The sequence below is a fragment of the Pseudomonas sp. ICMP 8385 genome, assembly GCF_002699915.1.
GTDB classification, from domain to species: domain Bacteria; phylum Pseudomonadota; class Gammaproteobacteria; order Pseudomonadales; family Pseudomonadaceae; genus Aquipseudomonas; species Aquipseudomonas gessardii.
Genome location: NZ_LKBY01000132.1, coordinates 1 through 25702, shown reverse-complemented (window position 1 = coordinate 25702; position 25702 = coordinate 1). Strand labels below are relative to the sequence as shown.

Annotated in this window: 24 protein-coding genes and 4 pseudogenes; 23 read left to right on the top strand and 5 right to left on the bottom strand. The window is 61.0% G+C overall.

Features of this window, described 5'->3' with window-relative positions:
- The 3 genes from AO268_RS26650 to AO268_RS26640 form a co-directional block, all read left to right on the top strand.
- Positions 1 to 591 (top strand): amino acid permease (locus tag AO268_RS26650; protein WP_141562846.1); only part of this gene is annotated, 591 nt, incomplete at its 5' end.
- An 88-nt stretch (positions 592 to 679) separates the two neighbouring features.
- The gene (locus tag AO268_RS26645; RefSeq protein WP_099170361.1) at positions 680 to 2110 is read left to right on the top strand and encodes an aldehyde dehydrogenase family protein; all 1431 of its coding nucleotides are present in this window, start codon (positions 680 to 682) and stop codon (positions 2108 to 2110) included.
- Positions 2111 to 2113: 3 nt separating this feature from the next.
- Positions 2114 to 3427: a hypothetical protein gene (locus tag AO268_RS26640; protein ID WP_176561418.1), complete on the top strand. Its 1314-nt coding sequence runs from the start codon at positions 2114 to 2116 to the stop codon at positions 3425 to 3427.
- Between the two features lie 10 nt (positions 3428 to 3437).
- Here AO268_RS26640 and AO268_RS26635 read toward each other — a convergent pair whose 3' ends face one another.
- Positions 3438 to 4196: an IclR family transcriptional regulator gene (locus AO268_RS26635; protein WP_099170360.1), complete on the bottom strand. Its 759-nt coding sequence runs from the start codon at positions 4194 to 4196 to the stop codon at positions 3438 to 3440.
- A 234-nt stretch (positions 4197 to 4430) separates the two neighbouring features.
- Here AO268_RS26635 and AO268_RS26630 point away from each other — a divergent pair, with 234 nt between their 5' ends.
- The 9 genes from AO268_RS26630 to AO268_RS26590 all read left to right on the top strand — a co-directional run bounded on the left by AO268_RS26630 (position 4431) and on the right by AO268_RS26590 (position 13888).
- Entirely contained in the window at positions 4431 to 5972 is a 1542-nt protein-coding gene (locus AO268_RS26630) for an acetolactate synthase large subunit (protein WP_099170359.1), read from the top strand.
- A gap of 11 nt (positions 5973 to 5983) precedes the next feature.
- Positions 5984 to 7474, top strand: a complete 1491-nt coding sequence (locus tag AO268_RS26625; RefSeq protein ID WP_099170358.1) for an aldehyde dehydrogenase family protein — start codon at positions 5984 to 5986, stop codon at positions 7472 to 7474.
- Positions 7475 to 7501: 27 nt separating this feature from the next.
- A complete protein-coding gene (locus AO268_RS26620) occupies positions 7502 to 8296 on the top strand; it encodes an SDR family NAD(P)-dependent oxidoreductase (RefSeq protein WP_099170357.1) in 795 nt (264 codons plus the stop codon).
- Positions 8297 to 8308: 12 nt separating this feature from the next.
- Positions 8309 to 9349, top strand: a complete 1041-nt coding sequence (locus tag AO268_RS26615) for a WD40/YVTN/BNR-like repeat-containing protein (protein ID WP_099170356.1) — start codon at positions 8309 to 8311, stop codon at positions 9347 to 9349.
- 11 nt (positions 9350 to 9360) lie between these two features.
- Positions 9361 to 9810 (top strand): VOC family protein, encoded by a 450-nt coding sequence (locus tag AO268_RS26610; RefSeq protein WP_099170355.1) that lies wholly within the window; start codon positions 9361 to 9363, stop codon positions 9808 to 9810.
- 10 nt (positions 9811 to 9820) lie between these two features.
- The gene (locus AO268_RS26605) at positions 9821 to 10423 is read left to right on the top strand and encodes an amino acid synthesis family protein (protein WP_099170354.1); all 603 of its coding nucleotides are present in this window, start codon (positions 9821 to 9823) and stop codon (positions 10421 to 10423) included.
- Positions 10424 to 10485: 62 nt separating this feature from the next.
- Positions 10486 to 12093 (top strand): bifunctional 3-(3-hydroxy-phenyl)propionate/3-hydroxycinnamic acid hydroxylase, encoded by a 1608-nt coding sequence (locus AO268_RS26600; RefSeq protein ID WP_099170353.1) that lies wholly within the window; start codon positions 10486 to 10488, stop codon positions 12091 to 12093.
- Entirely contained in the window at positions 12090 to 12869 is a 780-nt protein-coding gene (locus AO268_RS26595; RefSeq protein WP_099170352.1) for a 2-keto-4-pentenoate hydratase, read from the top strand. Before AO268_RS26600 ends, AO268_RS26595 begins: the two co-directional genes overlap by 4 nt.
- 77 nt (positions 12870 to 12946) lie before the next feature.
- Positions 12947 to 13888, top strand: a complete 942-nt coding sequence (locus AO268_RS26590) for a helix-turn-helix domain-containing protein (RefSeq protein WP_099170351.1) — start codon at positions 12947 to 12949, stop codon at positions 13886 to 13888.
- Positions 13889 to 14020: 132 nt separating this feature from the next.
- Here the strand turns inward: AO268_RS26590 and AO268_RS26585 are convergent, their stop codons facing one another.
- On the bottom strand, positions 14021 to 14848 hold the full coding sequence (locus AO268_RS26585) for an AraC family transcriptional regulator (protein WP_099170350.1): 828 nt from the start codon (positions 14846 to 14848) through the stop codon (positions 14021 to 14023).
- Positions 14849 to 15033: 185 nt separating this feature from the next.
- On the opposite strand from AO268_RS26585, the gene AO268_RS26580 reads away from it, so the two are divergent.
- The 8 genes from AO268_RS26580 to AO268_RS26545 all read left to right on the top strand — a co-directional run bounded on the left by AO268_RS26580 (position 15034) and on the right by AO268_RS26545 (position 21319).
- Positions 15034 to 16173 carry a tyramine oxidase subunit B gene (locus AO268_RS26580; protein ID WP_099170349.1) on the top strand — a complete coding sequence of 380 codons (1140 nt, stop codon included), beginning with the start codon at positions 15034 to 15036 and terminating at the stop codon, positions 16171 to 16173.
- Between the two features lie 35 nt (positions 16174 to 16208).
- The gene (locus AO268_RS26575; RefSeq protein ID WP_099170348.1) at positions 16209 to 16628 is read left to right on the top strand and encodes a RidA family protein; all 420 of its coding nucleotides are present in this window, start codon (positions 16209 to 16211) and stop codon (positions 16626 to 16628) included.
- A gap of 60 nt (positions 16629 to 16688) precedes the next feature.
- Positions 16689 to 17981, top strand: a complete 1293-nt coding sequence (locus tag AO268_RS26570) for an NAD(P)/FAD-dependent oxidoreductase (protein WP_099170347.1) — start codon at positions 16689 to 16691, stop codon at positions 17979 to 17981.
- Between the two features lie 12 nt (positions 17982 to 17993).
- A complete protein-coding gene (locus AO268_RS26565; protein WP_099170346.1) occupies positions 17994 to 18836 on the top strand; it encodes an alpha/beta fold hydrolase in 843 nt (280 codons plus the stop codon).
- Between the two features lie 152 nt (positions 18837 to 18988).
- The gene (locus tag AO268_RS26560) at positions 18989 to 19276 is read left to right on the top strand and encodes a DUF2790 domain-containing protein (RefSeq protein WP_306474147.1); all 288 of its coding nucleotides are present in this window, start codon (positions 18989 to 18991) and stop codon (positions 19274 to 19276) included.
- 135 nt (positions 19277 to 19411) lie between these two features.
- Positions 19412 to 19795, top strand: coding sequence for a thioredoxin family protein (locus tag AO268_RS26555; RefSeq protein ID WP_099170345.1), 384 nt, complete (start codon positions 19412 to 19414; stop codon positions 19793 to 19795).
- Positions 19792 to 20502 carry a cytochrome c biogenesis CcdA family protein gene (locus tag AO268_RS26550; protein WP_099170344.1) on the top strand — a complete coding sequence of 237 codons (711 nt, stop codon included), beginning with the start codon at positions 19792 to 19794 and terminating at the stop codon, positions 20500 to 20502. The genes AO268_RS26555 and AO268_RS26550 overlap by 4 nt, the downstream gene beginning before the upstream one ends.
- A 52-nt stretch (positions 20503 to 20554) precedes the next feature.
- Positions 20555 to 21319, top strand: a complete 765-nt coding sequence (locus AO268_RS26545) for a haloacid dehalogenase type II (RefSeq protein WP_099170343.1) — start codon at positions 20555 to 20557, stop codon at positions 21317 to 21319.
- Positions 21320 to 21336: 17 nt separating this feature from the next.
- Here AO268_RS26545 and AO268_RS32500 read toward each other — a convergent pair.
- Positions 21337 to 21438 (bottom strand): annotated as a pseudogene (locus AO268_RS32500) (formylglycine-generating enzyme family protein); the annotation flags it as partial.
- A 344-nt stretch (positions 21439 to 21782) separates the two neighbouring features.
- Positions 21783 to 21917, bottom strand: a pseudogene (locus tag AO268_RS33580) (His-Xaa-Ser system radical SAM maturase HxsC); the annotation flags it as partial.
- A gap of 94 nt (positions 21918 to 22011) precedes the next feature.
- On the opposite strand from AO268_RS33580, the pseudogene AO268_RS26535 reads away from it, so the two are divergent.
- The 3 genes and pseudogenes from AO268_RS26535 to AO268_RS26525 form a co-directional block, all read left to right on the top strand.
- Positions 22012 to 22209 (top strand): annotated as a pseudogene (locus AO268_RS26535) (polyamine ABC transporter substrate-binding protein); the annotation flags it as partial.
- 185 nt (positions 22210 to 22394) lie between these two features.
- On the top strand, positions 22395 to 23849 hold the full coding sequence (locus tag AO268_RS26530) for a DUF1254 domain-containing protein (RefSeq protein ID WP_099170342.1): 1455 nt from the start codon (positions 22395 to 22397) through the stop codon (positions 23847 to 23849).
- A 34-nt stretch (positions 23850 to 23883) separates the two neighbouring features.
- Positions 23884 to 25377 carry a DUF1254 domain-containing protein gene (locus AO268_RS26525; RefSeq protein ID WP_099170341.1) on the top strand — a complete coding sequence of 498 codons (1494 nt, stop codon included), beginning with the start codon at positions 23884 to 23886 and terminating at the stop codon, positions 25375 to 25377.
- A 213-nt stretch (positions 25378 to 25590) separates the two neighbouring features.
- Here the strand turns inward: AO268_RS26525 and AO268_RS26520 are convergent.
- Positions 25591 to 25702: pseudogene (locus tag AO268_RS26520) on the bottom strand (IS30 family transposase); the annotation flags it as partial.

Here is a 25702-nt window from a genome sequence, read left to right as displayed (position 1 = left end):
CACTTTGTCGGCCCGCACCTGACGCAGATCATCCGGGTGCTGTTCATGGTCAGTATCTATGCCGGGCTGCTGGCCTTTCATAACGCGGCGGCGCGTTATTTCTATGCCATTGGCCGCGACGGTTTGTTGCACAGCCTGTTGGGCACCACCCACCGCGTGCACCAGAGCCCGCATATGGGCTCAGCGTTGCAGAGTCTGATTGCGGCGGTGGTGGTCCTGGTGTTCGCTGCGATGGATGCGGACCCGATCCTGCAACTGTTCGCCTGGCTGTCTAACCTGGCCACCCTCTGCGTCATCCTGTTGATGGCGCTGACCTCGGTGGCGGTATGCGTCTACTTCCATCGTCATCCCGAGCTGAGCGTCGGGCTTTGGCGTGGACGTCTCCTGCCAGGTTTCTCCTGCCTGGCGCTGATGCTGGTACTGGTGCTGGCGGTGGTGCATTTCGATGTCCTCACCGGTGCCAGTCAACTGCTGTCTTATAGCCTCTGCGCGATTATTCCCGTGGCCCTGATCATCGGCATCGTGCTCGCCGCGCGGCTGCGCAAAATCTCGCCGCAACGGTTTCTCGCCTTGGGCAGCCACACGCTCTAACGCCGCCGGCGTTACTGCTCGACCCACTCGACAATTGCAGCCTGTCGTTGCCCGGCATGGCTGGTCAGCGCGTGAAAGGAAGATTTTAATGGACCATTACAAGATGCTTATCAACGGCACTCAGGTGGCCGGTGAACAGGGCCAGTTTGACGTGATCAATCCAGCCACCGGCGCGGCATTCGCTCAATGCCCGGCCGGCTCCCTGGCGCAACTCGACCAGGCGGTGGACGCCGCGCGGGTCGCCTTTAAAAGCTGGCGGCACAGCAGCCACTGCGAGCGTAGTGAGCGGTTGCTGGCCATTGCGGCCGATATCGAACGGCAGGCCGAGGCATTGGCTCGCTTGATTGTGTGTGAGCAAGGCAAACCACTGGCGCTGGCGTTTTCCGAGGTCATGGGGGCGGCCGCCTGGACCCGTTACGCTGCGGCGCAGGAGATTGTGGTGGAGCAGGTGGAGGACACCCCCAGCCAACGGATCGAACTGCACCGCAAGCCCTTGGGGGTGGTGGCGTCGATCACGCCATGGAACTGGCCGTTCATGATCGCTGTGTGGCACATCATGCCGGCGTTGCGTGCCGGTAATTGTGTGATCAGCAAGCCGTCGAGCCTGACGCCGTTGAGCACCTTGGGCCTGGTGGACATCATTGCCCGCCATGTGCCGCGTGGCGTGATCAATTGCGTGACGGGCGAGCAGGGCTTTGGCAGCGCGATCACTGCGCACCCCGGGATCCAGAAGATTGTCTTCACGGGCTCCACCGCCACCGGGCAAAGCGTGATGCGCGGCGCCGCCAGCAATCTCAAGCGCCTGACCCTGGAACTAGGGGGCAACGACGCCGCAATCGTCTTGCCGGGGACGCCGGTGGAGGCGGTGGCCGAGGAGATTTTCCAGGCGGCCTTCCTGAACATGGGCCAGACCTGTGCGGCCCTCAAGCGCCTGTACATCCATGAATCGCAGTACCAGGCTTTCGCCGAGGCGCTGACGCAAATTGCGGCGCGCCAGGTGGTCGGTGATGGTCTTGAAGCCGGTGTCACCTTCGGGCCGGTGCAGAACCTTGAGCAACTGGAACTGGTGGAAGCCTTGGTCGCCGATGCACGGGCCAACGGTGCGCGGGTGCTGTGCGGCGGTGCGCGTCTGGACCGCCCCGGCTTTTTCTATCCGCCCACGCTGGTCGCGGACGTTACCGATGGGCAGCGCCTGGTCGACGAGGAGCAGTTCGGCCCGGTGTTGCCCTTGATCGCTTACCAAGAGGTGGAGGATGTGCTGCGGCGCGCCAATGCCGGTGACATGGGGTTGGGCGGATCGGTCTGGGGGGCGGATGTCGAGCAGGCCCAGGCCCTGGCCGGCCGCCTGGAGAGCGGCGTGGCCTGGGTCAATTGCCATGCACAGATCCAGCCGAACACACCGTTTGGTGGCAGCAAAATGTCCGGGTTTGGCGTCGAGTTCGGCCTTGAGGGGCTGCTGGAGTTCACTGGCCAGCAACTGCTGTTCGTCCGCAAGCGTGACAACGCACAAGGAGCTTGAGCCATGGGTTATTCATCACGTCATCTGCTATTGGGTTGCACGCTGGCCATAGGTCTCTGCCATCAGGTACAGGGTTATGAGCTGTACAGCGATGCAAACCGTCATCTCAACGCCGACATGACTGCGGTGTTCGGCCACTTCAACAGCCGCAAGAATTATGACGGCACGTCAGGCGGCTCTACCTGGCGCGAAGGCTTTATCAAATACGGCTTGAGCGGCGACCAGGCACTGGGGGGCAACGGCACCGCGTATGGCGCATTTGCCCTGCTCAGTAGTGCCACCTGGGGAGACGGTGATCCGAGCGGCAATGCCCTGGGCACCGAGCGCACCACAAAGATCGAAGATGCCTACCTGGGATGGCGCTCCGGCGACCTGTTTCCGGCATTGGGCAAGGACGGCATTGATATGTCTGGCGGGCGCCAAGTGGTCAAGCTCGGCCGAGGGTTCCTGATCAACGATGACGGGCTGAACCTGGGCAAGGGCCCGGCCGATGGCCGTTTGAATCGTGGCGGCGCCTATTACCTGGCGGCGCGGCATGCGTTCGATCGAACCGCGGTGTTGCGCCTGGGCGGGCAGGACGGCCTGCACGGCAGCCTGATGTGGCTCAAGTCCGACAATCGCGTCCAGGCCGAAACCGAACTGGCCGCCGGCACCCTGGATTACACCGCCCGAGCGGGGACCCTCGGGTTGACCTGGGTGCATGGCATCGATGTCAACGAGCAATGGGCCAGCGACTTTCAACGCCAGCGCAAGGGCATGAACGTCTACAGCATACGCGGCGAAGGCGATGGGGGTATCCAGAACGTCAGCCTGGCATTTGAATACGCCTGGCAGGACAAGGACGCGGGGCCGGAAAAAGCCTGGTACGGCGAAGCGGGCTATACCTTCGCCGATACGGCCTGGAGGCCCAAGGTGAGCTATCGCTACACCCGCTATTCCCAGCAATGGGACGCGCTGTTCACCGGCTTCAGCATGGGCTACGGCACCTGGTTCCAGGGCGAAGTGGCCGGCAACTTCGCCGGGCCGTTCAACACCAATACGCGCATCCAGCACGTCGGGCTGAAGGCCAGCCCGCTGGAAAACCTGACCCTGGGGGTGCTGTACTTCGATTACGACACGTTGCGTAAACGCAATGCGTTGAACCTCGATGCCCGCGAGCTGGATATGTACCTTGAGTGGGCGGTCAACCCGCACTTGATCGCCACCCCGCTGGTGGGGGTGTACCAGCCCAAGCAAGACTCGACCAGCGGTGGCAACCAGGTCGGTGGCAATGGCACCAACCTCTACAGCCAATTGACCCTGATCATGCCGTTCTGAGCCCGGCGGGTCAGGGCGTGATGCCGCTCGGTGGGTTGCGCATGTTTTCGGCAATGCGCCGGGTGGTATCCATCACCATTTCGACCACGGTGTCCTGGCGCAGCAGCTTGAAGCTTTGGCTGCTGCCAACGGCCGACAGGCTGCCGACGACTTCGTCGAGGTCTGCCTGGAGGATGGGCGCGGCGATACCGGTCAGGCCCAGGTTGAGTTCGTCGTGGGTCAGGCAGTAACCGTCCTTGCGGATCTTTTTCGCCGCCTTGGAGAAACTTGCCCAGTCATACGGGCTGTTGGGGTCGTTGGCCATGTGCTCGTCGAACAGGCGTTGCAGGCGGCGGCCTTTCTGAAAGGCGATCAAGACCTTCGATTGTGCGCCGCGAAAGAACGGCAACGGTTGCCCGCGCCCGAACGCAAAGTGATAGGTGTCGGTAGGTTCGGCGATGTAGGTGTTGATGATGCGCCCGTCGTAAAACACGCTGGCAAACACGGCCAGTCCCGTTTGCGCGGACAGCTCGTGCATCAGTTCGCGGCCGGCGAGAAGGATCGGATCGTACTGACGCATCATCCAGTCCAGTTCGATCACGCGCGGGCCCAGGCCGTAACTGCCGGCGTCCACGCGGGTCAGCAGGCCGGCGTCACACAAATCCTTGACGTAGCGGTACACGGTCGCCCGTGACAGCCCCATGCGCTCGGCGATGGTGTCGGGGTCGATCTTCAGCGTTTGTGGACCGAACAGGTCCAGGACACTCAGCAATTTGCTCAGGCTGCTCATTTCGTTCCTAGGAGAAGGGGAAGGGCGCTTGCCGCCTACCTTAATGGATCAGGCAATTCGCACGAGGGCAACACTACCGCAGTGAGAGAAAAACGCAATCTCTGAAGGGTATTGACGTCCTTTAAATTCGCATAAATCTCATAAAATGAGAAAAACATAAATAAATGCTTGTTGGTTTGGTTTTTGTGTGTGATAAATCTCATCACTGCAAATGCTCAAGCAAGAGGGCTGAAAATGAATGGTGCGCAACTGATAGTGAATGCGGCAGCGGCAAGCGGTATCGAGTACTGCTTCGCCAACCCCGGGACCACCGAGATTCCGCTGGTGGCTGCGATGGCCAGCGCACCTGCTCTCAAGCCGGTGTTGTCACTGTTTGAAGGGGTCTGTACGGGCGCGGCGGACGGCTATGGCCGGATTGCCGGCAAGCCAGCGATGACCCTCACCCACCTGGGCCCGGGGTTTGCCAATGGCATCGCCAACCTGCACAACGCCCGTCGGGCCAATACCCCCATCGTCAATGTGATCGGCGATCACGCGTCATGGCATGTCAACTACGACCCGCCGCTGGCCAGTGACATCCAGGCCTTGGCCGGGACGGTCTCCGGCTGGGTGCGCACCTCGCGTACGGCTGCGGGGATCGGTGAGGACTTGCAGGAAGCGGTGCGCGCGGCCTGGCAAGCCAAAGGGCAAATTGCCAGCTTGATCCTGCCCATGGACCTGCAAGGCCACGCGGTGCCGGACCACGGCGTGTTTGCACCGCTGCGCGCACCCGTGCGCCGGTTTGCCGGTGATCGGGTCGAGACCGTGGCGCAGGCCCTGCGTGACGGCAAGCGCCTGGTGTTTATCGTCGGCGATGAGGGTTTGTCGGTCGCAGGCCTGGAAGCGGCGGGGCGCCTGGCCCAGTTGCCGGGCGTGCGCTTGTTTGCCGAGACCTTTCCCCGGCTCAGTTACCGTGGCGGCGGTTTGCCGGACCTGGACCGCCTGCCGTACTTCCCGGAAGTGGCCATTGAAATTCTTCAGCAGTACGACCTGGTCGTCTGCGCCGGGGTGCCGGAGCCCATCAGCTATTTTGGCTACGAAGGCATACCGTCGCGCCTGGCCGAGCGCGAGCGCCTGCTGGCGCTGGCCGATGTCGGTGACGACGTGGCCGGGGCGCTGACGGCGCTGGCCGAGGTCCTGGATGCACCGGCCTACGTGCCGACGCCCCAGGGCATCGAACTGCCGCCCGGGCATGCCGAGCTGACGCCGCAGTCCATTGGGCAAGTGTTGGCCGCGTCGCTGCCCCACGACAGTATTGTCTCGGTCGAGGGCGGGACCTGCGGTTATCCCTTCTTCACCGCCTCCGCCCGCGCCGCCCGGCATCGGGTAATGACCAATACCGGTGGTGCGATTGGCCAGGGGATTCCAGTGGGGTTCGGCGCCGCCCTGGCGGAACCCGGCAATCGGGTGTTCTGCCTGCAATCCGACGGCAGCGCCCAGTACACCATCCAAACCCTGTGGAGCATCGCCCGCGAGCAGTTGCCGGTGGTGATCCTGATTGCCGCCAACCATCGCTACGCCATTTTGCAGAATGAGCTGCGGCGTTTCGGCATGAGCGTCATGGAGCCGCAAGCCCTGCGCTTGACGGTGCTCGACAGCCCGCGCATTGACTGGAAGGCCCTGGCCAAAGGCTACGGCGTGCCGGCCTGTACGGTGCAAACCAATGCCGAACTGCAACGGGCGCTGGCCACTGCCAAAGCCGATGGCGGTCCTTGCCTGATCGAAATGGCGCTGTGAAGGAGTCGATGATGAAACCGTTTGAAGTGCTGCCGGCCGTCCAGGCCTTTCTGTCCCGGCCGGGCCGCTTGTTTATCGGCGGCAGTTGGCAGGACGCCGCCGCTGGCCGGCGGTTTGCCGTGGAAAACCCGGCGACCGAAGAAACCCTGGGCGAAGTCGCCCAGGGCGAAGCGCGTGATGTGGAGGCGGCGGTCGCTGCCGCGCGCTCGGCGTTCAATGGCGCCTGGGCACTGCAGTCGCCGGCCCAGCGCGGCCTGCTGCTGTTGCGCCTGGCCGATCTGCTGGACCAGCACCGCGAAGAGCTGGCGCAACTGATCACCCTGGAGAACGGCAAGCCCATTGCCGCCGCGCGCGGTGAAGCGGCCAGTGCGGCGACCATCCTGCGCTACTTCGCCGGCTGGCCGACCAAGATCGAAGGCAGCACGCTGCCGGTGTCGCCGGCCAGCGGTGCGCCCATGCTCAACTACACCTTGCGTGAACCGGTGGGGGTCTGCGCGCTGATCGTGCCGTGGAATTTCCCGTTGAACATGTGCGTCTGGAAGCTCGGCCCGGCACTGGCCACCGGTTGTGTGGCGGTGCTCAAGCCCGCCGAGCAAACGCCACTCGTGGCGATCCGCCTGGTGCAGTTGATCGAGGCCGCCGGGTTTCCGGCCGGGGTCGTCAACCTGGTCACCGGCCTTGGCGCTGAAACGGGCGCACCGCTGGCCCAGCATCCCGATGTCGACAAGATTGCCTTTACCGGCTCGACCCAGGTCGGCCGGCTGATCGCGCAAGCCGCCACCAGCAACATGAAAAAGGTTTCGCTGGAGCTGGGCGGCAAGTCGCCGAATATCATCTTGCCGGACGCCGATATTGTGCGCGCTGCCAAAGGTGCCGCCGATGGCATCTTCTACAACCAGGGCCAGGTGTGTACGGCCGCTTCGCGCCTGTATGTGCATGCCAGCGTGCTGGACCAGGTGCTGGAAGAGCTTGAACGGCATGCCGCCGCCCACGTGCTCGGCAACGGCCTGGACCCGGCCAGCAGCATGGGCCCGCTGGTGTCGGAGCGCCAACTGAGCACGGTCAAGGGCTACCTGCAACGGGGCCAGGAGGAGGGTGCCGAACTGATCTGCGGCGGCGCCCGGCCGGCCCATCTGGAGCGCGGCCACTTCATGGCGCCTAGCGTATTTCTTGATCGCGCCGAACGTGCCTGTGTCGCCCGCGAAGAGATCTTCGGGCCGGTACTGACCGTCATGAGCTGGACCGAAATCGACGACCTGGTACTGCGCGCCAACGATTCGCCGTATGGCCTGGCGGCGGGCCTGTGGACCCGCGACCTACGCTCGGCGCACCGCGTGGCGGCGCAGCTCAAGGCCGGCTCGGTGTGGATCAACTGCTGGAATGTGGTCGATGCGGCCTCGCCCTTCGGCGGCTACAAGCAGTCCGGCTGGGGCCGGGAAATGGGGAAAAACGTGATCGATGCCTACACCGAGACCAAAAGCGTGTTTGTCGATCTGGCCTGAACTGAATAATCACAAGAGGTAATTGCTATGGATCTGGAATTGAAAGGCCGCGTGGCCATTGTCACCGGTGGCGGCATGGGCATTGGCAAGGAAGTGGCACGTTTTCTCTCCGAGGAAGGCTGCAAGGTGGTGATCTGTGCGCGGCGCATGGCGTTCCTGCAACTGGCTGCCGAGGAGATCAGCGCACAGACCGGCAACGAAGTGCTGCCGCTGTTCTGTGACACCAATGACATGTCGGCGGTGTCGGAAATGGTCGAGGCGGCCTACAAGCACTTTGGTCGTATCGACATCCTGGTCAACGGTGCCGCCGCGCCGTCCGGTGTGGTGCGCAACGACATCGAGCATGCCGGCGACGACGAGCTGCTGTCGGACCTCAACACCAAGGTGATCGGCTACTTCCGTTGCGCCAAGGCCGTGACCCCGCACATGAAGGCTGCCGGCTTCGGTCGCATCATCAACATCGGCGGCCTCACCGGACGTAGCAGCAAAGTCCTCTCGGGCATGCGCAACCTGGCGATTGCCCATATGACCAAGACCCTTTCCGACCAGTTGGGCGCCTCGGGCATCACGGTCAACCTGATTCACCCCGGCGTGGTGGACACCCCGCATATCCAGGAGCTGTACGAGCGCGAAGGGATCAAGCAAGGCAAGACCGCGGAGCAGGTCGAGCAGGCGTATATCGACGCAACGCCGATTCGCCGCACCCTCGCGCCGATTGAAATGGGCTGGCTGATTGGTTTTCTGGCGTCGCCCAAGGCCGGTGCGGTGACCGGGGAATCGATCGGCATCGACGGCGGCTTGACCCGTGGCATCTATATCTGAGGAGCATCAGTGATGAGTAACGGAACCCTTTTGGTGGCTACCGTGGGGCAAGCGGTGATCCGCAGTGCCGACGATGGCCGTACCTGGCACCGCCTGGGCCTGGGGCAGGACCTGGAGTTCGATGCAATCACCCGATCCCTGGGGGGGCATCCCGATACCCCCGAGGTGATCTATGCCGGCACAGACGTGGGCTTGTGCGTCAGCCGCGATACCGGTGGGCATTGGCAGCGGGTCGATGCGCCGTTCAATGGGCAGACCGTGTGGAAAGTCGCGGTCGACCCGCAGGATGCGCAACGGATGTTTGTCGGCACCGGTGCGCCTTCGCGTGCCGTGCTCTGGCGGACCCTGGACGGTGGCCTGAACTGGGACCGTGCCCCGGTGGACATCCCGGAGTTCTGCGACGGCGTCAGCCGCCCGCGCCTGCTGGCCTTCGCCTATGACCCGACCGACCGCAACCAGCTGTGGTTCGGCCTGGAGGAGGGCGGGCTGTTCCATTCCCGCGACGGTGGTGACAGTTGGACACGGGTCGACGACCGGCTGCTGTGGGACTACAACTCGGACATCCACAACATCCTGGTCCTGCCCAATCACGGCGAGAAAGTCATTGTGGTGGTGTGCGTCAATGCGGTCTACCGCAGCCTGGATGAAGGGCTGACCTGGACCGGCATCATCGGCCGGGAAGCCTTTGGCCTGTACTACATACGTGCGATGAACGCGCCGTTGGGCACGCAGAACCTGCTGTACCTGAGTATTTCCGACGGTACTCCCGGCACCACCAGCAAGATCCTGGTCTCCCGCGATGCCGCGCTCAGTTGGGAGGTGCTGCCCTTGCCGCAGCAGCCTAACTCCTGTGTCTGGGCGATTGCGTTCAACCCGGCCAACCCGCAGCAGATCGTGGCGGGCACCAAGTATGGGCACTTGTTCACCAGTGACAATGGCGGTGATGGCTGGCAGAAGCACTGGCGCGAATTCAGCGAGATCGCCGATGTGCTCTGGACACCTGCCGTGGCGCAGATCAAGGCCGGGCATCAATCCATCGTGAAAAAGCATTGAGGTAGAGCGCCATGAAGGTCGAGATCCTGCGTACTCATTTATCGCTCTGGGTCAGTGATCCTGACGTGTCGGCGCGCTGGTACGCCGACATCCTGGGCATGCACGAAAGTGCCCGTGGCGAGAGCTGGGTCATGATGGCGTTTGGCGGCAAGCATCACGACATCGCCTTGATCCGTGCCGAGCCCGGCGCCCACCAGGGCGGGCTGGGGCTGCAACACTACGGTCTGGAGATCGCCGGGGACATGACCACCTTGCGTCAGCTCTACGGCATGTTGCTGGGCAAGGGGGTCGAAGTGGTGAAGATCACCGACCACGAGATCGGCCATGGCGTGTACTTCAACGATCCCGACGGCAACCGCATGGAATTTTTCCTTGAGACCGAACACGACGATGCACGCGGCAAGGCCCGGTTCAAGGCCGCCGGTGCGCCGAGTCGCCATTTCAAACTGGACCCACTTTGAGGCAAACCCTATGAAAACCGCTAACTTTGCTACCTATCACATCCGCAAATGGTACAGCTTTGTCGAAGAAACCCTGGCCAACGAAACCGGCCAATTGGCCGATGGCGAGCCGCTGTTCAAATATGCCGTTGCCGCCGTGATCGCCAACCCCTATGCCGGTCGCTACAGCGAGTCGTTGGCCGAGTTGGTCCAACCCTCGCCACAGCTGGGGCATGAGTTCGGACGTCGTATCCAGGCGTTGGCCGGCTCCCGGGAGATTGTCAGCTACGGCAAAGCGTGCGTGGTGGGCAGCCAGGGCGAGTACGAACATGGCAATGCCTTCCTGACCAACCCGGCTGCTGACCCGGTGCGCCTGGCGCTGGGCGGCGGCAAGTCCTGGGTGCCCTCCACCGGCAAGCGCGGCGGCCCCGGCTCCACCATTGATGTGCCGCTGGCCCACAAGGATGCCCTGTATGTGCGCTCGCACTACGACAGTATGTCGCTGATGTTCGGTGACGGCCCCGCGCCGGATGAAGTGATCGTGATCTGGGCCTTTGCCACCCGTGGGCGCTTGCATGCCAGGCTCGGCGGCCTGCAGGCCGAAGATGTCAAAGGGGTTGATGGGCTGTACTGATTGCGGGCGTGCAGCTTTGGCGACGCCGGATTAAAACCACAACAAGAAAGCGGTGAATAGCGATGAAGCAGGAGAAAACCCAGGTTGTCATTGTCGGCGGCGGCCCCAACGGGATCACGGCCGCGCACTATATGGGGATGTACGGAATCGACTGCATCGTCCTTGAGCTTGCCGACGGCATCCTGCCGTACCCGCGTGCGGTAGGCATGGACGATGAAGCCCTGCGTGTATTGCAGGGCATCGGCATCGCCGAACTGGCCGCGCGCGACATGATCTGCGATGTGCCGCTGCGCTATTACAACGCCCGTGGTGTGTGTTTCGCCGAGGTCAAGCCCAGTACCGCCCATTACGGCTGGCCAATGCGCAATATTTTCATGCAGCAATTGCTTGAAGGCACGCTGCGCCAAACCCTGGGCCAGCGCACCAGCGTCACCTTGCGCCAGGGCCATGAAATGCTTGACCTGGAACAGGACGGGCAGGGCGTGACCTTGCAGGTGCGCGATGCTCGGGGCGAGGTCTACCAACTGCGCGCCGACTATGTCATCGGCGCCGATGGCGGGCGTTCCACGGTGCGCAAAAAACTCGGCATCGAGTTGCTGGGGCTGACCCATCCACGCAAATGGGTGGTGATCGACACCGCCAATGACACCCTGGATGCCCCCTACACCGCACTGCATGCCGACCCGCAACGGCCCTTCGTGTGCATTTACCTGCCCTACCAGCAGCGCCGTTGGGAGTTCATGCTGATGGAGGGCGAGGATGAGGCGAAGATGTGTGACGAGAGCACCATCCGCGACCTGATCCGTGGGCATATCGGCGACGCGGTCGACGCGTTGAATATCATCCGTATCCGCGCCTATACCCACCATTCCCGGGTCGCGGCGCGATTTGTTCAAGGGCGGGTGGCGTTGGTCGGCGATGCCGCGCATATTTCGCCACCCTGGGCCGGGCAGGGCCTCAATTCCGGGTTGCGCGATGTGGCCAACGTGGCCTGGAAGCTGGCGGCTATCCTCCAGGGCCGCGCCTCGCACGCGATCCTTGCCAGCTACGACCAGGAACGCCGCGGGCACGCCACCGAACTGGTGGCCCTGGCCGACAACATGGGCGCCGTACTGGGGCTGACCAACCCGTTGATGGCCGGTGTGCGTGACTGGCTGTTCCAGGCGGTGAACAGCGTCGATAACCTGCGCTCGCACCTGCTGGAGTTCAAGTTCAAGCCCAAGGCCACCATCACCAAGGGCCTGGTCTATCACGAGCGTGCCGAACTGCGTGAGGACGACCTGGTCGGCCAGTTGTTTGTGCAGCCCTATATCGAAGACAGCGAGGGCCAGCGTCGGCGTCTTGATGAGGTGCTGGGCCATTCCTATGCGGTGCTGGGGTATCGGGTCAATCCCCGCGAGGCCCTCAGCGAAGAAACCACGAGTTTTTGGGGGCGCTGGGACACGCGCTTCATTCAGGTCAATCGTTCGCGCAGTGGCACTGCTCGTCACCAGCCCTTGATGGCCATGGACGCGATCAGCGTGGAGGACGTGGATAATCGCCTGGGCGAATGGTTCTCCAAGGTCCGCGACTGCATCGTCGTGGTGCGCCCGGACCGGTTTATCGCGGCCATTACCACACCTGAGCGGCTTGAAGGTGTGTTGCGCAAATTGGCGGAACAACTGTCATGAGCGGCGATAACGGGTTCTTGAACCGGTTGCACCAGGCCACGCGCACGGCACAAGCCATTGCGCCGCTGCCACCCGAGGCGCTGGACCTGCTTTCAGGGTACGCGTTGCAACGCCAGGCGCTGGACAGGCGCATGGGGGCAGGCGAACAACTGAGCGGTTGGAAAATCGCCTTCGCCGGCCGCGCCGCGCAACAGCGCATGGGCATTGACGAGCCGGTGTATGGCGGCCTGACCAATCGGATGAGTGTCGAACCGAACACGGTGGTGGCGCTCTCACGGTTGATCCAGCCCAAGCTGGAGATCGAAGTGGCGATCATCCTGGGGCGCAGCCTGGCGCCGGGAGACTACCGCGACGAGGAGATCCTGGCGGCCATTGCACAAGTGGCTCCGGCGTTCGAGATTGCCGACTGTCGTTGGCAGGGGTGGGCGTTCGGCGTGGGGGCCTTTCTGGCCGATAACGCGGCGGCGGGGCTTTACTGCCTCGGGCCGCGGATGGCGTTCGATCCGCGGCAACACGCCAATGTGGGCTACCGCCTGGAATGCGCGGGCGCGCCCTGCGGCGATGGCCAGACCCAGGATCGTGAGGACCCGCCGCTGGCCAATCTGTGCTGGCTGATCCGCCGTCTGTTGGCGGACGGCCAACGGGTGGAGGCCGGGCAGGTGGTGCTGTCCGGGGCGCTGCTGGCCCCGATGAGTATCCAGCCCACCACGTACCGCCTGCATATGTTTGGCACGGAACTGGCTTTGGTTTTCAGCGCGGACACCCTCCCTGTGTAAACCACAGCGGTCGTCATGGATGACTTAAGCCCCTTTCAGGCCGATAACCACAACGGGGCCAACGAGGAACGACGATCATGCTGGCTGAAGTCCGAACCTTCAATGACCCTCAACTCCATGCCGGCTCCATCCAGGGCTGGCGGCAAGTGTATGACCAACTGGGCCGTGGCTGCCTGACCAGTGAACTGCTGCAGTTGTCTGCCGACCGCTTCCAGATCTTCCAGGAGGTCCTGGACAAACGCGTGGTACAGCGCGGTTATGCACCGACGGGACGCCTGTGCGCGGCCATGTCGTTGGGCAGTGCACCGGTGGCGCAAGGGCAACAGGTGGGCACGCATAACGTAGTGCTGTTACGCGATGGCGAGGAGTTTGTATTGCATGCGCCTGAAGGCACGCACTTCTTCGCGCTCAATGTCGATACAGTACGCTTCGCCAAACTGGCCGCCTTCGAGTTGTCCCGTGATCAGCTCAAGCGCCTGACCACCCGCTCGCAGCTATGCGCGGATGACGCGTTACTGCTGCGGATACGCCAGCGTATTTACCCACTGTTTCGTCACCTTTTGGAACAAACGGACGCCATCAGCAGCACCGCCGAAAGAATGCTGGAGGACGAACTGCTCAACACCTTCCTCGACCTGTTCAGCAATGCCACCGACGAGGTGCGCTGCCGTCGCGGCAACTTCGCCGTGAGTGCTTACCTGGTCAAGCGCTGCCAGGAGTTGATCGATGCCAGTGGCGACAGTCCACTGAGTATTCTCGACCTGTGCGAACACCTGCGGGTGAGCCGACGGACCCTGCAGAACAGCTTTCAGGCGGTGACCGGCATGCGCCCGGTCGAGTACCTGCGCAACTTGCGTCTGAATGCGGTGCGCCGACGCTTGATCGCCACGCCTGCCTATGCCCATAACGTCGGTGAGATCGCGGTGGCCCTGGGCTTTTTCCATCTGAGCCACTTTGCCGCGCATTACCGCGAGCTGTTTGGCGAGTCGCCGTCCGAGACCCGTCGGGCGATGGGCTGAGCGGCGCGGGCTCAGCTCGGATCCACGCGTTTACCGATGTCCTTGAGCCGCGCCAATGATCGAGACCCGTGACGAAGCGCACGGTGCCCGACGAACGAAATGATAGCGATGGGGGGTTGGCGTACAGCCCGCTCAGGCGTAGCTGATCCGGTCGGTGTAGGCGTTCTGCAGCATTTTGCGCTGGTAGTCGCAGGGCGTGGTGCTGACCAGCTTCTTGAAGTCGCGCAGGAAGTGCGATTGGTCGGAAAACCCCAGGTCGAGCGCCAACTGCGAAAACGAAACATCGTGTTGGGTATTGAGGGTATCCAGGGCTGCCTGGCAGCGGATGATCCGGCAAAAAGTCTTGGGGGACATGCCGGTGTCCTGGCTGAACTGACGGTGCACCGTGCGACTGGTGTAGCCGCTGAGGTCTTCGAGTTGCTGGATCCGCACATCGCCGCGATGGCGCAGCGTCTGCTGGATGATCATGGCCGTGAGCCTGGACGTCTTGCCCATCAGGCGAGGGGCCAGATAGTCGTTGAACAGGCGCATTTGATCGCCCAGCAGGGGGGCCTGCACGATGCTTTCAAAGATCCGTTGGGCAAACCCCGAGACTTCCAGCAGGTCGAGTTCCCGCTCGGTCAACTCTTCGGCCAGCACATTGATAAAGCCGGGAATGATTCCCGGTGAAAAACGCACGCCAAAGTAGTGATGGTGCTGGTGCAACTGGACGGCCTGGGCGGTCAGCGGGGTGCCACAGATCCGGGCGCTGGGGCGGGTGGCGTCGCAGTCGAACACAATGTCCACGCAGCCGTCCGGCACGGCCAGCAGATTGCTCGAGTGGGCCACATCGAAGGCATAGAAATGCGAGATCGCCGGGTGCGCGCAGGGCATCACCGAATAGCGTGAAGAGTTGAGTACGAACCAGGGCTGTTCGTTCACCGTGTGAGGCCGGGGAGTCGGCACGCTCTGTTGGATCATGGTTGCCCCTTGGGACGGCAGCGGTACGGGAAATCCAAGGCATTAATCGCGCCAACTGACACGCTGCCGGCCCGTGGGCATGTCCGAAATTTACAATACCGCCGGATACTGCCGCCAGATACTCGACGTCGACAGTGTGGAGTTGCGCCTACCGCAGCGATCTCACCTTCAACCCGAGAATAACTATGCCTATAAATACAAAAATCGACTTCATCTACCTCTCCGAGCAGGACATGATCCGTGCGGGGGTGACCGACATGCTCGCCTGCGTGAATACCATGGAAGAAATGTTCGGCCTGCTGTATGCCGGTGACTACCGCATGGCCGGCCCGAACAATGACTCCCATGGCGCGATGGTTGTTTTTCCGCAGGACTCGCCGTTTCCAAACATGCCCAAACCCACGGCCGACCGGCGCATGATGGCCATGCCGGCCTATCTGGGCGGCAGCTTTTGCACCGCCGGGGTGAAGTGGTACGGCTCCAATATCGCCAACCGCGAAAAAGGCCTGCCGCGCTCCATCTTGATGTTCACCCTGAATGACCCCGACACCGGCGCACCGCTGGCCCATATGTCGGCCAACCTGCTGTCGGCGTACCGCACCGGTGCGATTCCCGGGGTGGGCGCGCGTCACCTGGCCCGCAAGGACTCGAAAGTCGTCGGCCTGCTCGGCCCGGGGGTGATGGGCAAGACCACGCTGGCGGCCTTCATCGCGGTATGCCCGCATATTGATACGTTGAAGATCAAGGGCCGTGGCCAGAAGAGCCTCGACAACTTTATGGCGTGGGTCAAAGACACTTATCCGCAGATCACCACGCTCCAGGTCGTCGACACCCTTGAAGCGGTGGTTCGCGACTCGGACCTTGTTACTTATTGTAGCTCCGGCGAGGTGGGCGACCCCTCGATCTACCCAATTGTGCGGCGCGAGTGGGTCAAGCCCGGCGCCTTCCTCGCGATGCCGGCATCGTGCTCCCTCGACGCAGGCATGGAACAGCGCGACGTGCGCAAGGTGCTGGACAACACCGGTCTCTACCAGGCCTGGTTTGACGAGTTGCCCAAGCCTGCGCATCACTGCGTGCCGGTCATTGGCGTGCGTTTCATGGACATGATTGCCGAAGGCAAGATGTGCCTCGACGACGTCGAGGACATTGGCAAGATCATCGCCGGGGCCGCGCCAGGCCGCAGGAACGATGAGGAGATCATCATCATGTCGGTGGGCGGCATGCCCGTCGAAGACGTGGCCTGGGGCACGGTGGTGTATCGCAAGGCGCTTGAACAAGGCATCGGCGTGACCTTGAACCTGTGGGACACCCCGGTACTGCGCTAAGCCAACCCTTCACCCCATCTGACGAGGCATTCGACATGACAAAAATCATTAAGCTCAAGACCGGTTCGCCGTTTGAAGACCAGGCCAGCTATTCGCGCCTGGTGGTCGTGGACAACTGGATCTACGTGTCCAACACCGCGGGCCGCAACCCGCAGACCAAGCAGATTCCCGAAGACATTCTTGAACAGACCCATCAGGTCTTCGCCAATATCGAAGCGGCCCTGGCGGCAGTCGATGCGAGCCTGGCGGATGTGGTGTGTTCGCGGGTGTTCATCCAGGACCCCAGGGACGTGCCGGCGGTGATGACCCTGATCGGCGAGAAGTTTCGCGGCGTCGACCCGGCCAGCACCGTCACCTGTCCGCCCCTGGGCTCGACGGTCTACAAGGTGGAGCTGGAAGTCACGGCGTATCGCAACGCGTCGAAGGCGCAGGTCGAAGTCATTCGCCTGGCGTAATCATCGTCATGCGGCCAGGCGCAGGCGTGGCCGCCCTTATTCGTTTACCGAGTCTTGACCATGGCACCGACTATAGCGCCCGTGACAACTTCCACTGTGCTGCCCACTACCACCTCTGTCGTCATCATTGGCGGCGGGATCATCGGCCTGACGGCTGCGCTGACCCTGGCCGAGCGCAACATTGCGGTGGTGGTCCTGGAAAAGGGCCGTATCGCCGCCGAGCAATCCTCACGCAACCTGGGCTGGGTGCGCAAAACCAGCCGTCACGCCGCCGATATTCCGCTGGCCCTGGCCGCCGACCGTTTGTGGGCAAAGATGCCCGAGCGAGTAGGGGCGGATGTGGGGTATCGCCAGGAGGGCATCATGTTTGTCGGGCGTACCCCGGCGCAGATGGCAATGCATGAGGGGTGGCTCAAGTCGGTGGAGCATTTGTCGCTGGATTCACGGCTGCTCAGCAAGCGTGAGATTGACGCGCTGGTGCCGGGCGGCGTGGGTGACTGGGCCGGCGGTATCTTTACGCCCTCCGATGCGCGTGCCGAACCGACGCTGGCCAGCAGCGCCATCGCCAAGGCGGCCCTGGCCATGGGTGTGGTGATTATCGAGCATTGCGCGGTGCGGACGCTGCAGATGGCCGCCGGTGCGGTCAGTGGCGTGGTGACCGAGCAAGGCGAGATCCGCTGCGAGCATGTGTTGCTGGCGGGGGGCATATGGTCACGGCGTTTTCTGGGCAACCTCGGGGTCTCGTTGCCGACCTTGCCCTTGACCTGTTCGGTGCTGCGTACCCAGCCCATGGCCGGGCCGACGCAGATTGCCGTCGGGGCCCCGGACTTTTCGTTCCGCAAGCACAAGGATGGCGGCTTCATCATTACCCAGCGCGGCAAACTGGATGCCTGCCTGACACTCGACCACCTGTTGCTGGCCAAGCCCTATATGCCGCAGTTCCGTGCGCAACGCAGCGTACTGAACCTGTCGCTGGGCAAGCCTTTTTTCAAGGATCTGGCGCTTGCACGGCGTTGGCAGCCCGGCAGTGTCAGCCCGTTCGAGCGTGTCAGGGTGCAGGACCCGGCCGCGAACCCGCGGCTCAACCGTGACGCGCTGAACAACCTGACGGCCTCCTGGCCGGTTTTTGCACAGGCGCGGATCGCCCAGGCCTGGGCCGGCACCATCGACGTGACACCCGACTCCAACCCGGTCATCGGGCCGGTAGCGCAGATCCCGGGGCTGACCGTGGCCACCGGCTTCTCGGGGCACGGTTTCGGCACGTCGCCCGCGGCCGGTCATCTTGCGGCGGACCTGGTCAGTGGGCAGGCACCGATCATTGATCCAACCCCTTATCGTTTCGATCGTTTCTAAAGGAATACACCGATGCTTTCCGAGAGCTGTTTCTTTCGCAACCGTTCGGGCTTGCGCCTGCATTTTTTACGCTGGGGCGCTTCGAGTGGTGTGCCCCTGGTGCTGTTGCACGGCTTGCGGGCCTATGCACAGACCTGGGAGTCGCTGGCGCAATCCTTGGGGCCGGGCTACTGCATCTATGCTCTGGACCAGCGTGGCCGGGGGTTGAGCGATTGGGCGGCGCCCGCCAGTTACCACACTCAATCGTATGTCGAGGACCTGGAAGATTGGCTCGCCCATGTGGGCTTGCAGCGTTTTGTCTTGCTGGGGCATTCATTGGGCGGTGCCAACGCCCTGGAATATGCACGGCAACATCCGGGACGCTTGCTGGGCTTGCTGATCGAGGACATCGGCCCCGGCTCCTCCAGCCAGGGCGATGGCGCCGCGCGCATCCGTCGCGAGATGGGCCAGACGCCGTTGCAGTTCGAGAGCTGGGAAGCGGCCCGTGCCTTCTGGCGGGCTTCGCGCCCAGGGTTGTCGGAACAGAGCCTGGCGTCGAGGCTTGCGCATTCGATGCAAGAGCGCGACGGCGCGATCACCTGGCGCCATGACCAGCAGGGGATTGCCGAGGCACGGTTGAGTATCGAACCGACGGACCTGTGGCCGGCGGTGCGCGCGCTGGATTGCCCGACCCTGTTCATTCGCGGCGGCCGCTCGGACTTCCTGCCACCTGCGACGCTGCAGGCGATGAGTGCCAGCAACCCCCATGTGCAGACGGTGGAAGTCGCGGACGCTAGTCATTATGTGCACGACGACCAGGGGGCGGTGTTCAATGCCAGGGTGGCTGACTTTCTCGACAGTCTTGTGCTCGGGTAAGCGGTCGGGCGGTGAGCAAGGAAGGTGTTTTAGAACTTCAGGTAAATCGTTTAATTAATGTTCAGCTAATCGTGGTTAAACATCATTTCGTCCTGGGTGACAGAACCAAGAGAACATTACCTTGGGGCTGTACGAAATGATGAGTCTCTTGGATGGCTGAAATGAAATATCTTTTTTTGACGGGCTTTTTGATGGTAAGCGGCTTTGCCGTTGCAGGAGAGTTACCCACGGGGGCCGTGGGTGACTCTATGGTAGTTGATGGAGAGACTTTGCCTATAGAGCGGCCAGGCTCATGGTTCGTTGGGGATATACAGCGTGTCATTAGTATCTCTTCTGTGTCGGAGCGTTGTGAGATCACCCCCGTACGGATGGTGTATGAGGACTCCAGGCAAAAAAAGCATGTTCTTGAATACAGTGTAATGGGTAATGGATGTAACTGATTTTTCGGTATATCCAGTCATCGCACTATTCATATCGCTCATGTAATCAATAACTTTTTATTTGTCATATAGGACGCGCCTGATGCGTTGTCCGAACGGCAGGTCTGTTTCCGCTATTTAATAGAGCCCCTCCCTATGAAAAAGATCTTCTCGGCCTTGATTGTTATGTTTGCCATGGTTGGCCAAGTGTTTGCCAGTGAACCCTACAGTCAGGAGCGCTTCGACAAACTCCAGGCCAGTGGCGAGTTGGTGCTGGTCGATGTCAATGCCCCGTGGTGCCCAACCTGCAAGAAGCAGAAACAGATCATCAACCAATGGATTGAACAGAACCCGGACAAAACCCTACACGTACTCGACGTTGACTTCGACACGCGCAAGGACCTGGTGGCCCAGTTTCGTGCACCTCGCCAATCGACGCTGTTGTTGTACAAGGGCAATAAGCAAGTGTGGTTCAGCGTGGCGGAGACTCGCGGGCCGGTGATCGGTGCCGCCATTGAGCAGGGGTTTTCTGCGCGATGAGTATTGAGTTGGTTTCTATCCCACTGGCCATGGTGGCAGGGGTGCTGAGTATTTTGTCGCCTTGCGTATGGCCGCTGGTTCCGGTGGTGATGTCGTCCACTGCCAAATCCAGCAAGTTGGATGCGGTTTTTCTCGCCTTGGGCCTGAGCACTTCATTTGCAGTGGCCGGCACAATTATTAGTTTTGTTTTACTTAATTTGGGTATCGACCCTGTGATCTTCCGCTATGTGGCGGCGGTATTGCTGGTGTTTTTGGGGCTGACATTAGTCGTCAAGCCGATTGGTGACTGGCTCACACTGCAGTTGTCGCGTCTGACCAGCCGTGTCGAGACCCATAACTACCGGGGTGGCTCGGCAATGGGCCAGTTTGGACTCGGGGCGTTGCTGGGGTTGGTCTGGCTGCCGTGCGTCGGGCCTACGTTGGGGGCGGCGATTGCGCTGGCATCCATCGGGCAGGACATGAGCATGGCCTTTGTGGTGATGTTCGCCTTTGGGCTGGGTACGGCTGCGGTCTTGATACTGGCGGCAGTGTTGTCGGGTCGACTGCTGACGCGGTGGCGGCCAGGGTTGATGAGTCGCGCAACCCACGGCAAGCGGTTCCTGGGGGTTTTGCTGTTAGTGCTCGGTGGGTTGGTACTGACAGGGGTCGACAAGGTGTTGGAAACCTTCGCCTTGAGCATCTTGCCCGATTGGCTTTTGACACTATAACGATTTGAAATCTATCGCTTTCACAGCGCTGGCTTGTTTTAGGGAGACGATCATGTTCAAGCGTAAGGCTTTCAGCAATACCCTGTTGGTATTCGTCCTGTTCATCAGCGGCTTTGCCCAGGCGCAGAGTGCGACCGAGACCAAGGCGCCCAGTGTTATTTTCCTGGATATCAATGAGACCTTGCTTGACCTGGAGCCCATGCGCGCCTCTGTCGGCCAGGCGCTGGGCGGTCGGCCTGAGTTGCTTGGCCTATGGTTCTCCACCCTGTTGCATTACTCGCTGGTGGAGACCTCGACTGAGCAATACCATGACTTCGGCACCGTAGGCACGGCGGCCCTGATGATGGTGGCTCAGGCCCATGGGGTCCAACTCAGCGAGGCACAGGCGCGTGCTTCCATCGTCACGCCCATCACTCGCCTGCCGGCTTATGCCGATGTTCGCCCAGGTTTGCAGATGCTCAAGGATAAGGGCTACACCTTGATCGCACTGACTAACTCATCGCGTAAGGTGGTGCAGGCGCAGCTGTCGTTCGCGGGGTTGGACGACCTGTTCACCGACTACCTGAGCAGTGACACGCTCAAGAGCTACAAACCCAACCTTGCGGTCTACACCTGGGCCGTTCAGCAACGTGGTATTACACCCGCAGAGGCCATGCTGGTAGCGGCTCACGGGTGGGATATCGCAGGGGCCCAGCGTGCTGGCCTGCGCTCGGCGTTTGTTGCGCGCCCTGGGCAATCGCTCTATCCATTGGCACCCGCGCCTGACTATGTGGTGAGTGATATCAAGGCGCTTGCGCAGAGGTTGCCGGTGCGTTGAGCGGGATCACGCTGCTGTTAGCGCCTTATGCATCTGAAGCCGATATGCGAGCTGGTAGTATCAATTGCTTGGGGCGAGCGGGCTGGTGCGCGGTATCGTTGGCAATAATCAGGCGCACAGAGGTGCGAGCCTTTGAGTCAGCCAGATACAAAGGCGTATCTGACCAAGGAATCGACGCAGCAGAAGGCAAGGCCAGACGCCTTTCATATTGAGTTGTTGCGTCGGACGCCGTCGCGAAAACACAGGGAATGGAGCACAGGCACAGGGTTGATGTCTTTGTCATGATTACTCACTTTTATTTTTAGTATTGAATTACCTTGCGTATAGAAACTTGGCCGAGCCTGTACTCTGCTGCTGATATAGAGCGATACTTTTTTATCTTCGTTGTTTGGGGAACTCCTCGGCCGAAAAAGGAGCGGGAGTCGTTTGCAGTTGTAGAGTTGCGGCTCGGTTCTTTAGTGCTTGTCAACTGATGGTGACCGATGGAAGAGAGCGCAGCGATCCAGTTCGGGTCTTGGAACAGACGCCCGTTGCTGAGCACATGAATAGATTTCTGCGGCAAAACGGCTTTGCACTTGGCCAGGATTTCGAGCAGCCCGTAGTGCTGCCAAGCTGAGCGGATGGCAGCAGATTCTGTCAGTTCGATACGCTTGATTGAGGCGCACGCCAGCCGCCACCCAATGCCTTTTCACTACTTCGATTCTTCACGGTTTATTACGGATCTGGCCAACGGCAATATCTGCGTCGTAGTGGGATGGGCCGGTGGGGTAATGGATGTCAAGAAAGCGGCCGACGCTGCCGGCAATGGCCGGAAGATTCAGTACAGCATCCCCAAAGAGGGCGCGCCGGTCTGGGTCGAAAGCCTGGTGCTGCTCAGCGACGCGCCGAACCATTGCTGCCTTTCAATGGATAATTCCTACTGGGAAGCGGTTATCAGAAATGGAAATATGATCGTAATCTCTCATTTCTCATGCCTTTTTCTGGATGATCCAGTTTCCTCTGCTAGTTTTTCTAACGGTCAGTCTTCTTCACAAGATTCTCTCCCCGAAAAATGCCCATGCAAGGAAGCTTCGGTATGAACAATACGCCTTTATTCGTTAGCGGCCTGCTCGCAACTGTAGCATTGCTCGGCGCAGTGGCCGTGCAGGCGGAGACCTCTCCGGTGGCGCAAGTTTCAGGCCCGCAAGCCGATGTGAAGGTGACCGAGACTTACGTTCGGATGATGGCGCGAGAGGCATATTTCTGGGGTTGGCCGATGGCCAACATCTTCAATCGTCGGCAGAAGTTCAAAGATCTCCCAGAGCCAGGCCTGATGGGTGGCATCGTTCCCGTAGCGCCGATCAATCATCTGTCGATGCTTACCGATTACATTTCCCCTGGCGAGCGGCTGGTGGCCTGTCCGAACCAGGATGTGGTTTACGGTGCGGGCAGCATTGCGCTGGATATCGAACCGGTGGTGATTCAGGTACCGGACTTCGGCGACCGCTTCTGGGTGTACCAACTAGTAGACCTTCGCTCTGACAGCTTCGCTGAACTGGGGAAAATGTACGGCACCAAGCCCGGTTTCTATCTGTTGGTGGGGCCGGACTGGAACGGCAAAGTACCCCAGGGCATTAGCCAGGTGTTTCGCGCAAACACCAATACCGGGTTCGTAATTCCACGGGTGTTTCAGGACGATACAGCCGAAGATCGCAAAGCCATCCAGCACTATCTGTCGGGCATCGACATGTACCCGCTGTCCAAATACGACGGCAAACTCAAGCAGCGTGACTGGAGTCAGTCGCCGAAATTCCCCGCCGAGGCATCGAGTGACGAAGAAACGCGTTGGGTGCTCCCGGAAAAGTTCTTCGATGAGCTGCCAGCGATTCTCAAGGATGCCAAACCGCTGCCAGGAGAAGAGGCGCGCTATGCGCAATTGTCAGTACTGGCACAAATCGCTCAGCGCGATCCGGAGCTGAAAAAAGCCATGATCGACGAAGCGCAAAAGGCCGACAGCGAAGTTGTTAAGCCGCTGCTGCAGTTCCGCAATTACGGCCAGCAGTTGCCGCATCACTGGAGCACCATCAGCAACGGCGCAGCGTTTGGCACCGACTACTTCCTGCGCACGGCGGTTGCTCGGTCGAACATCTTCGTCAACAAACAGATCGAGACCAAGTACTTCTATCAGGATCTGGACGAGTCCGGCATGCGGCTCAATGGTGCCCAGCGCTATAGCGTGACTTTCTCCAAAGACGCGCTGCCGCCGGTCAAGGGCTTCTGGTCGCTGACGCTGTACAACCAGCAGCATTTCTTCGCCGAAAACTCGTTGGGGCGCTATTCCCTCGGTACCAAGAACAAGTCGCTCAAGACCAATACCGATGGCTCGCTGACGCTCTACGTGCAGAGCGATTCACCGGGTGCGGACAAGGAAAGCAACTGGCTCCCGGCGCCGAAGGGCGCTGATTTCTCACTCTACGTTCGCGCCTACTGGCCGGAAGCTGCCGCGATGAATGGCCAGTGGACGCCGCCAGCGGTCGTCAAGGCCAACTGATCCGTTTTTCCAACTGGGTTCCTAAGGACAGCACATGAACCGTTTGCGTACCTCACTGACGGCTCTGGCCGTAAGCCTCTCCCTAAGCGGCCTAGCCGATGCCGCGTCGCGCTATGAAGAATTGGCCAATCAGCCTTTTGAAAAAGGCTTCCCCACTGAAGCGACAGCACGCAGCCTCATTGACGAACTGGTGTTCCAGCGCGCCGTTCAGTCATATCTGTGGGCTCTGCCGGCGATCAATATCTGGTCGATGAAGGAAGCTTCGCAGAAGCAGTTTGGAGCTGGCTACAACGTCCTGCCGACCTGGAAAAAGCGAATCAATGCCAAGACGCTGGTGACGACACCGAACTCCGATTTGGTCTACGCCATGACCTATCTGGATTTGGCGAAGTACGGTCCGCTGGTGGTCGAAGCACCGCCCGGTGTGCAGGGTATGTTCGATGATTTCTTCCAGCGTCCGATTGTCGGGCCAACTATCGATGGTAAAACCTGGCGCGGTGACGTCGGCCTGGCCGGCCCAGACAAAGGTAAGGGCGGCACTTATGTGCTGCTTCCACCTGGTTACGAAGGGCCCGAGCCGACCGAGGGATTCGTCTATCGATCGCGTACCAACAACGTGTTCCTGTTCTGGCGCACATTTTTCAAGGACCCGAAAGACCTCAGCGTGCCGGTGGCCGAAGTCGAACGTACGAAGATCTATCCGCTGGGTAAGAAGAACTCGGCTCTGCCGATGCAATTCCCCGACGCCACCGGTGCAACGATCAACATGCTGTTCCCCGAAGACGGACGCTACTTTGACATGTTGTCGCGTTTTATCGACGCCGAGGCAGTCGATCCGGCGGACATGGACATGCGCGGTTTCCTGCACACCTTGGGCATTGAGAAGGGCAAGCCTTTCGCCCCCGATGCCGAGCGGCGCAAGTTGTTGGATGAAGCTGCGCGCACCGCGTTCAAAATGAGCAAGGTGGTAACCAGTCACTTGCTGTTCAAAGAGCCAGGCGGTCTTTACTACAAGGATCGTCAGTACGTGAACACCTTCGCCGGGGAGAACACCGAGTTTCAATCCAGCGGCAGCTTCACCAATCTTGAGCAGCGTGTGGCGTTCTTCACCTCGGCCTATTCGGACAGCCCTGGCATGGTTATGAACATGGTCGGTGCCGGCGCCAAGTATCCCGCTACTACCCGCGACGCCGAGGGCAAATTTCTGGACGGCGCCCAGACCTATAAGCTCAATCTTCCGGCCAATGTCCCGGCGGCTTTGTTCTGGTCGGTCACCGCCTACGATAATCTGACCGCGTCAGGTCTAGACAATGGCCAGCCATTCCCGTCCCTCAATCAGATGGATAAACCGGCGCCGAACAGCGACGGTTCCACCGACATCTACTTCGGGCCGACATCGCCAGGTGAAGGCAAGAACTGGATCAAGACCGTACCGGAGAAAGGCTTTCTGGTGATCGTGCGGCTCTATGGGCCAAAGCAGGCCTTCTTTGACCAGAGCTGGAAGCCAAGCGATTTGATCAAACAATAGATACACGCTCGCGTTGCCCTGCTAACGACGAGGGTACCGCGAGCAACTCGGCGGTCTGAGTTGAAATCAAATCAAACCCACAGGTTATTACTCGAGACACCTTGCGCACGATCCAAGACCGCATCGATCAGAACGTCGCTCGGTTACACCGCGGTCATGCGGGCAGCAGTCGCTGTTAAAGATCGGAGGAGCAGGCGCTTATCGGCCCTGAATTCAACACATAAGTGCAACGCTCACCCCTGTATGCACTTCGTACGGCGTCTTCCAGCCCAAGCGCTTGCGCGGGCGTAGATTGATCCTCGCTACTGTCCGATTGACGGCTTCG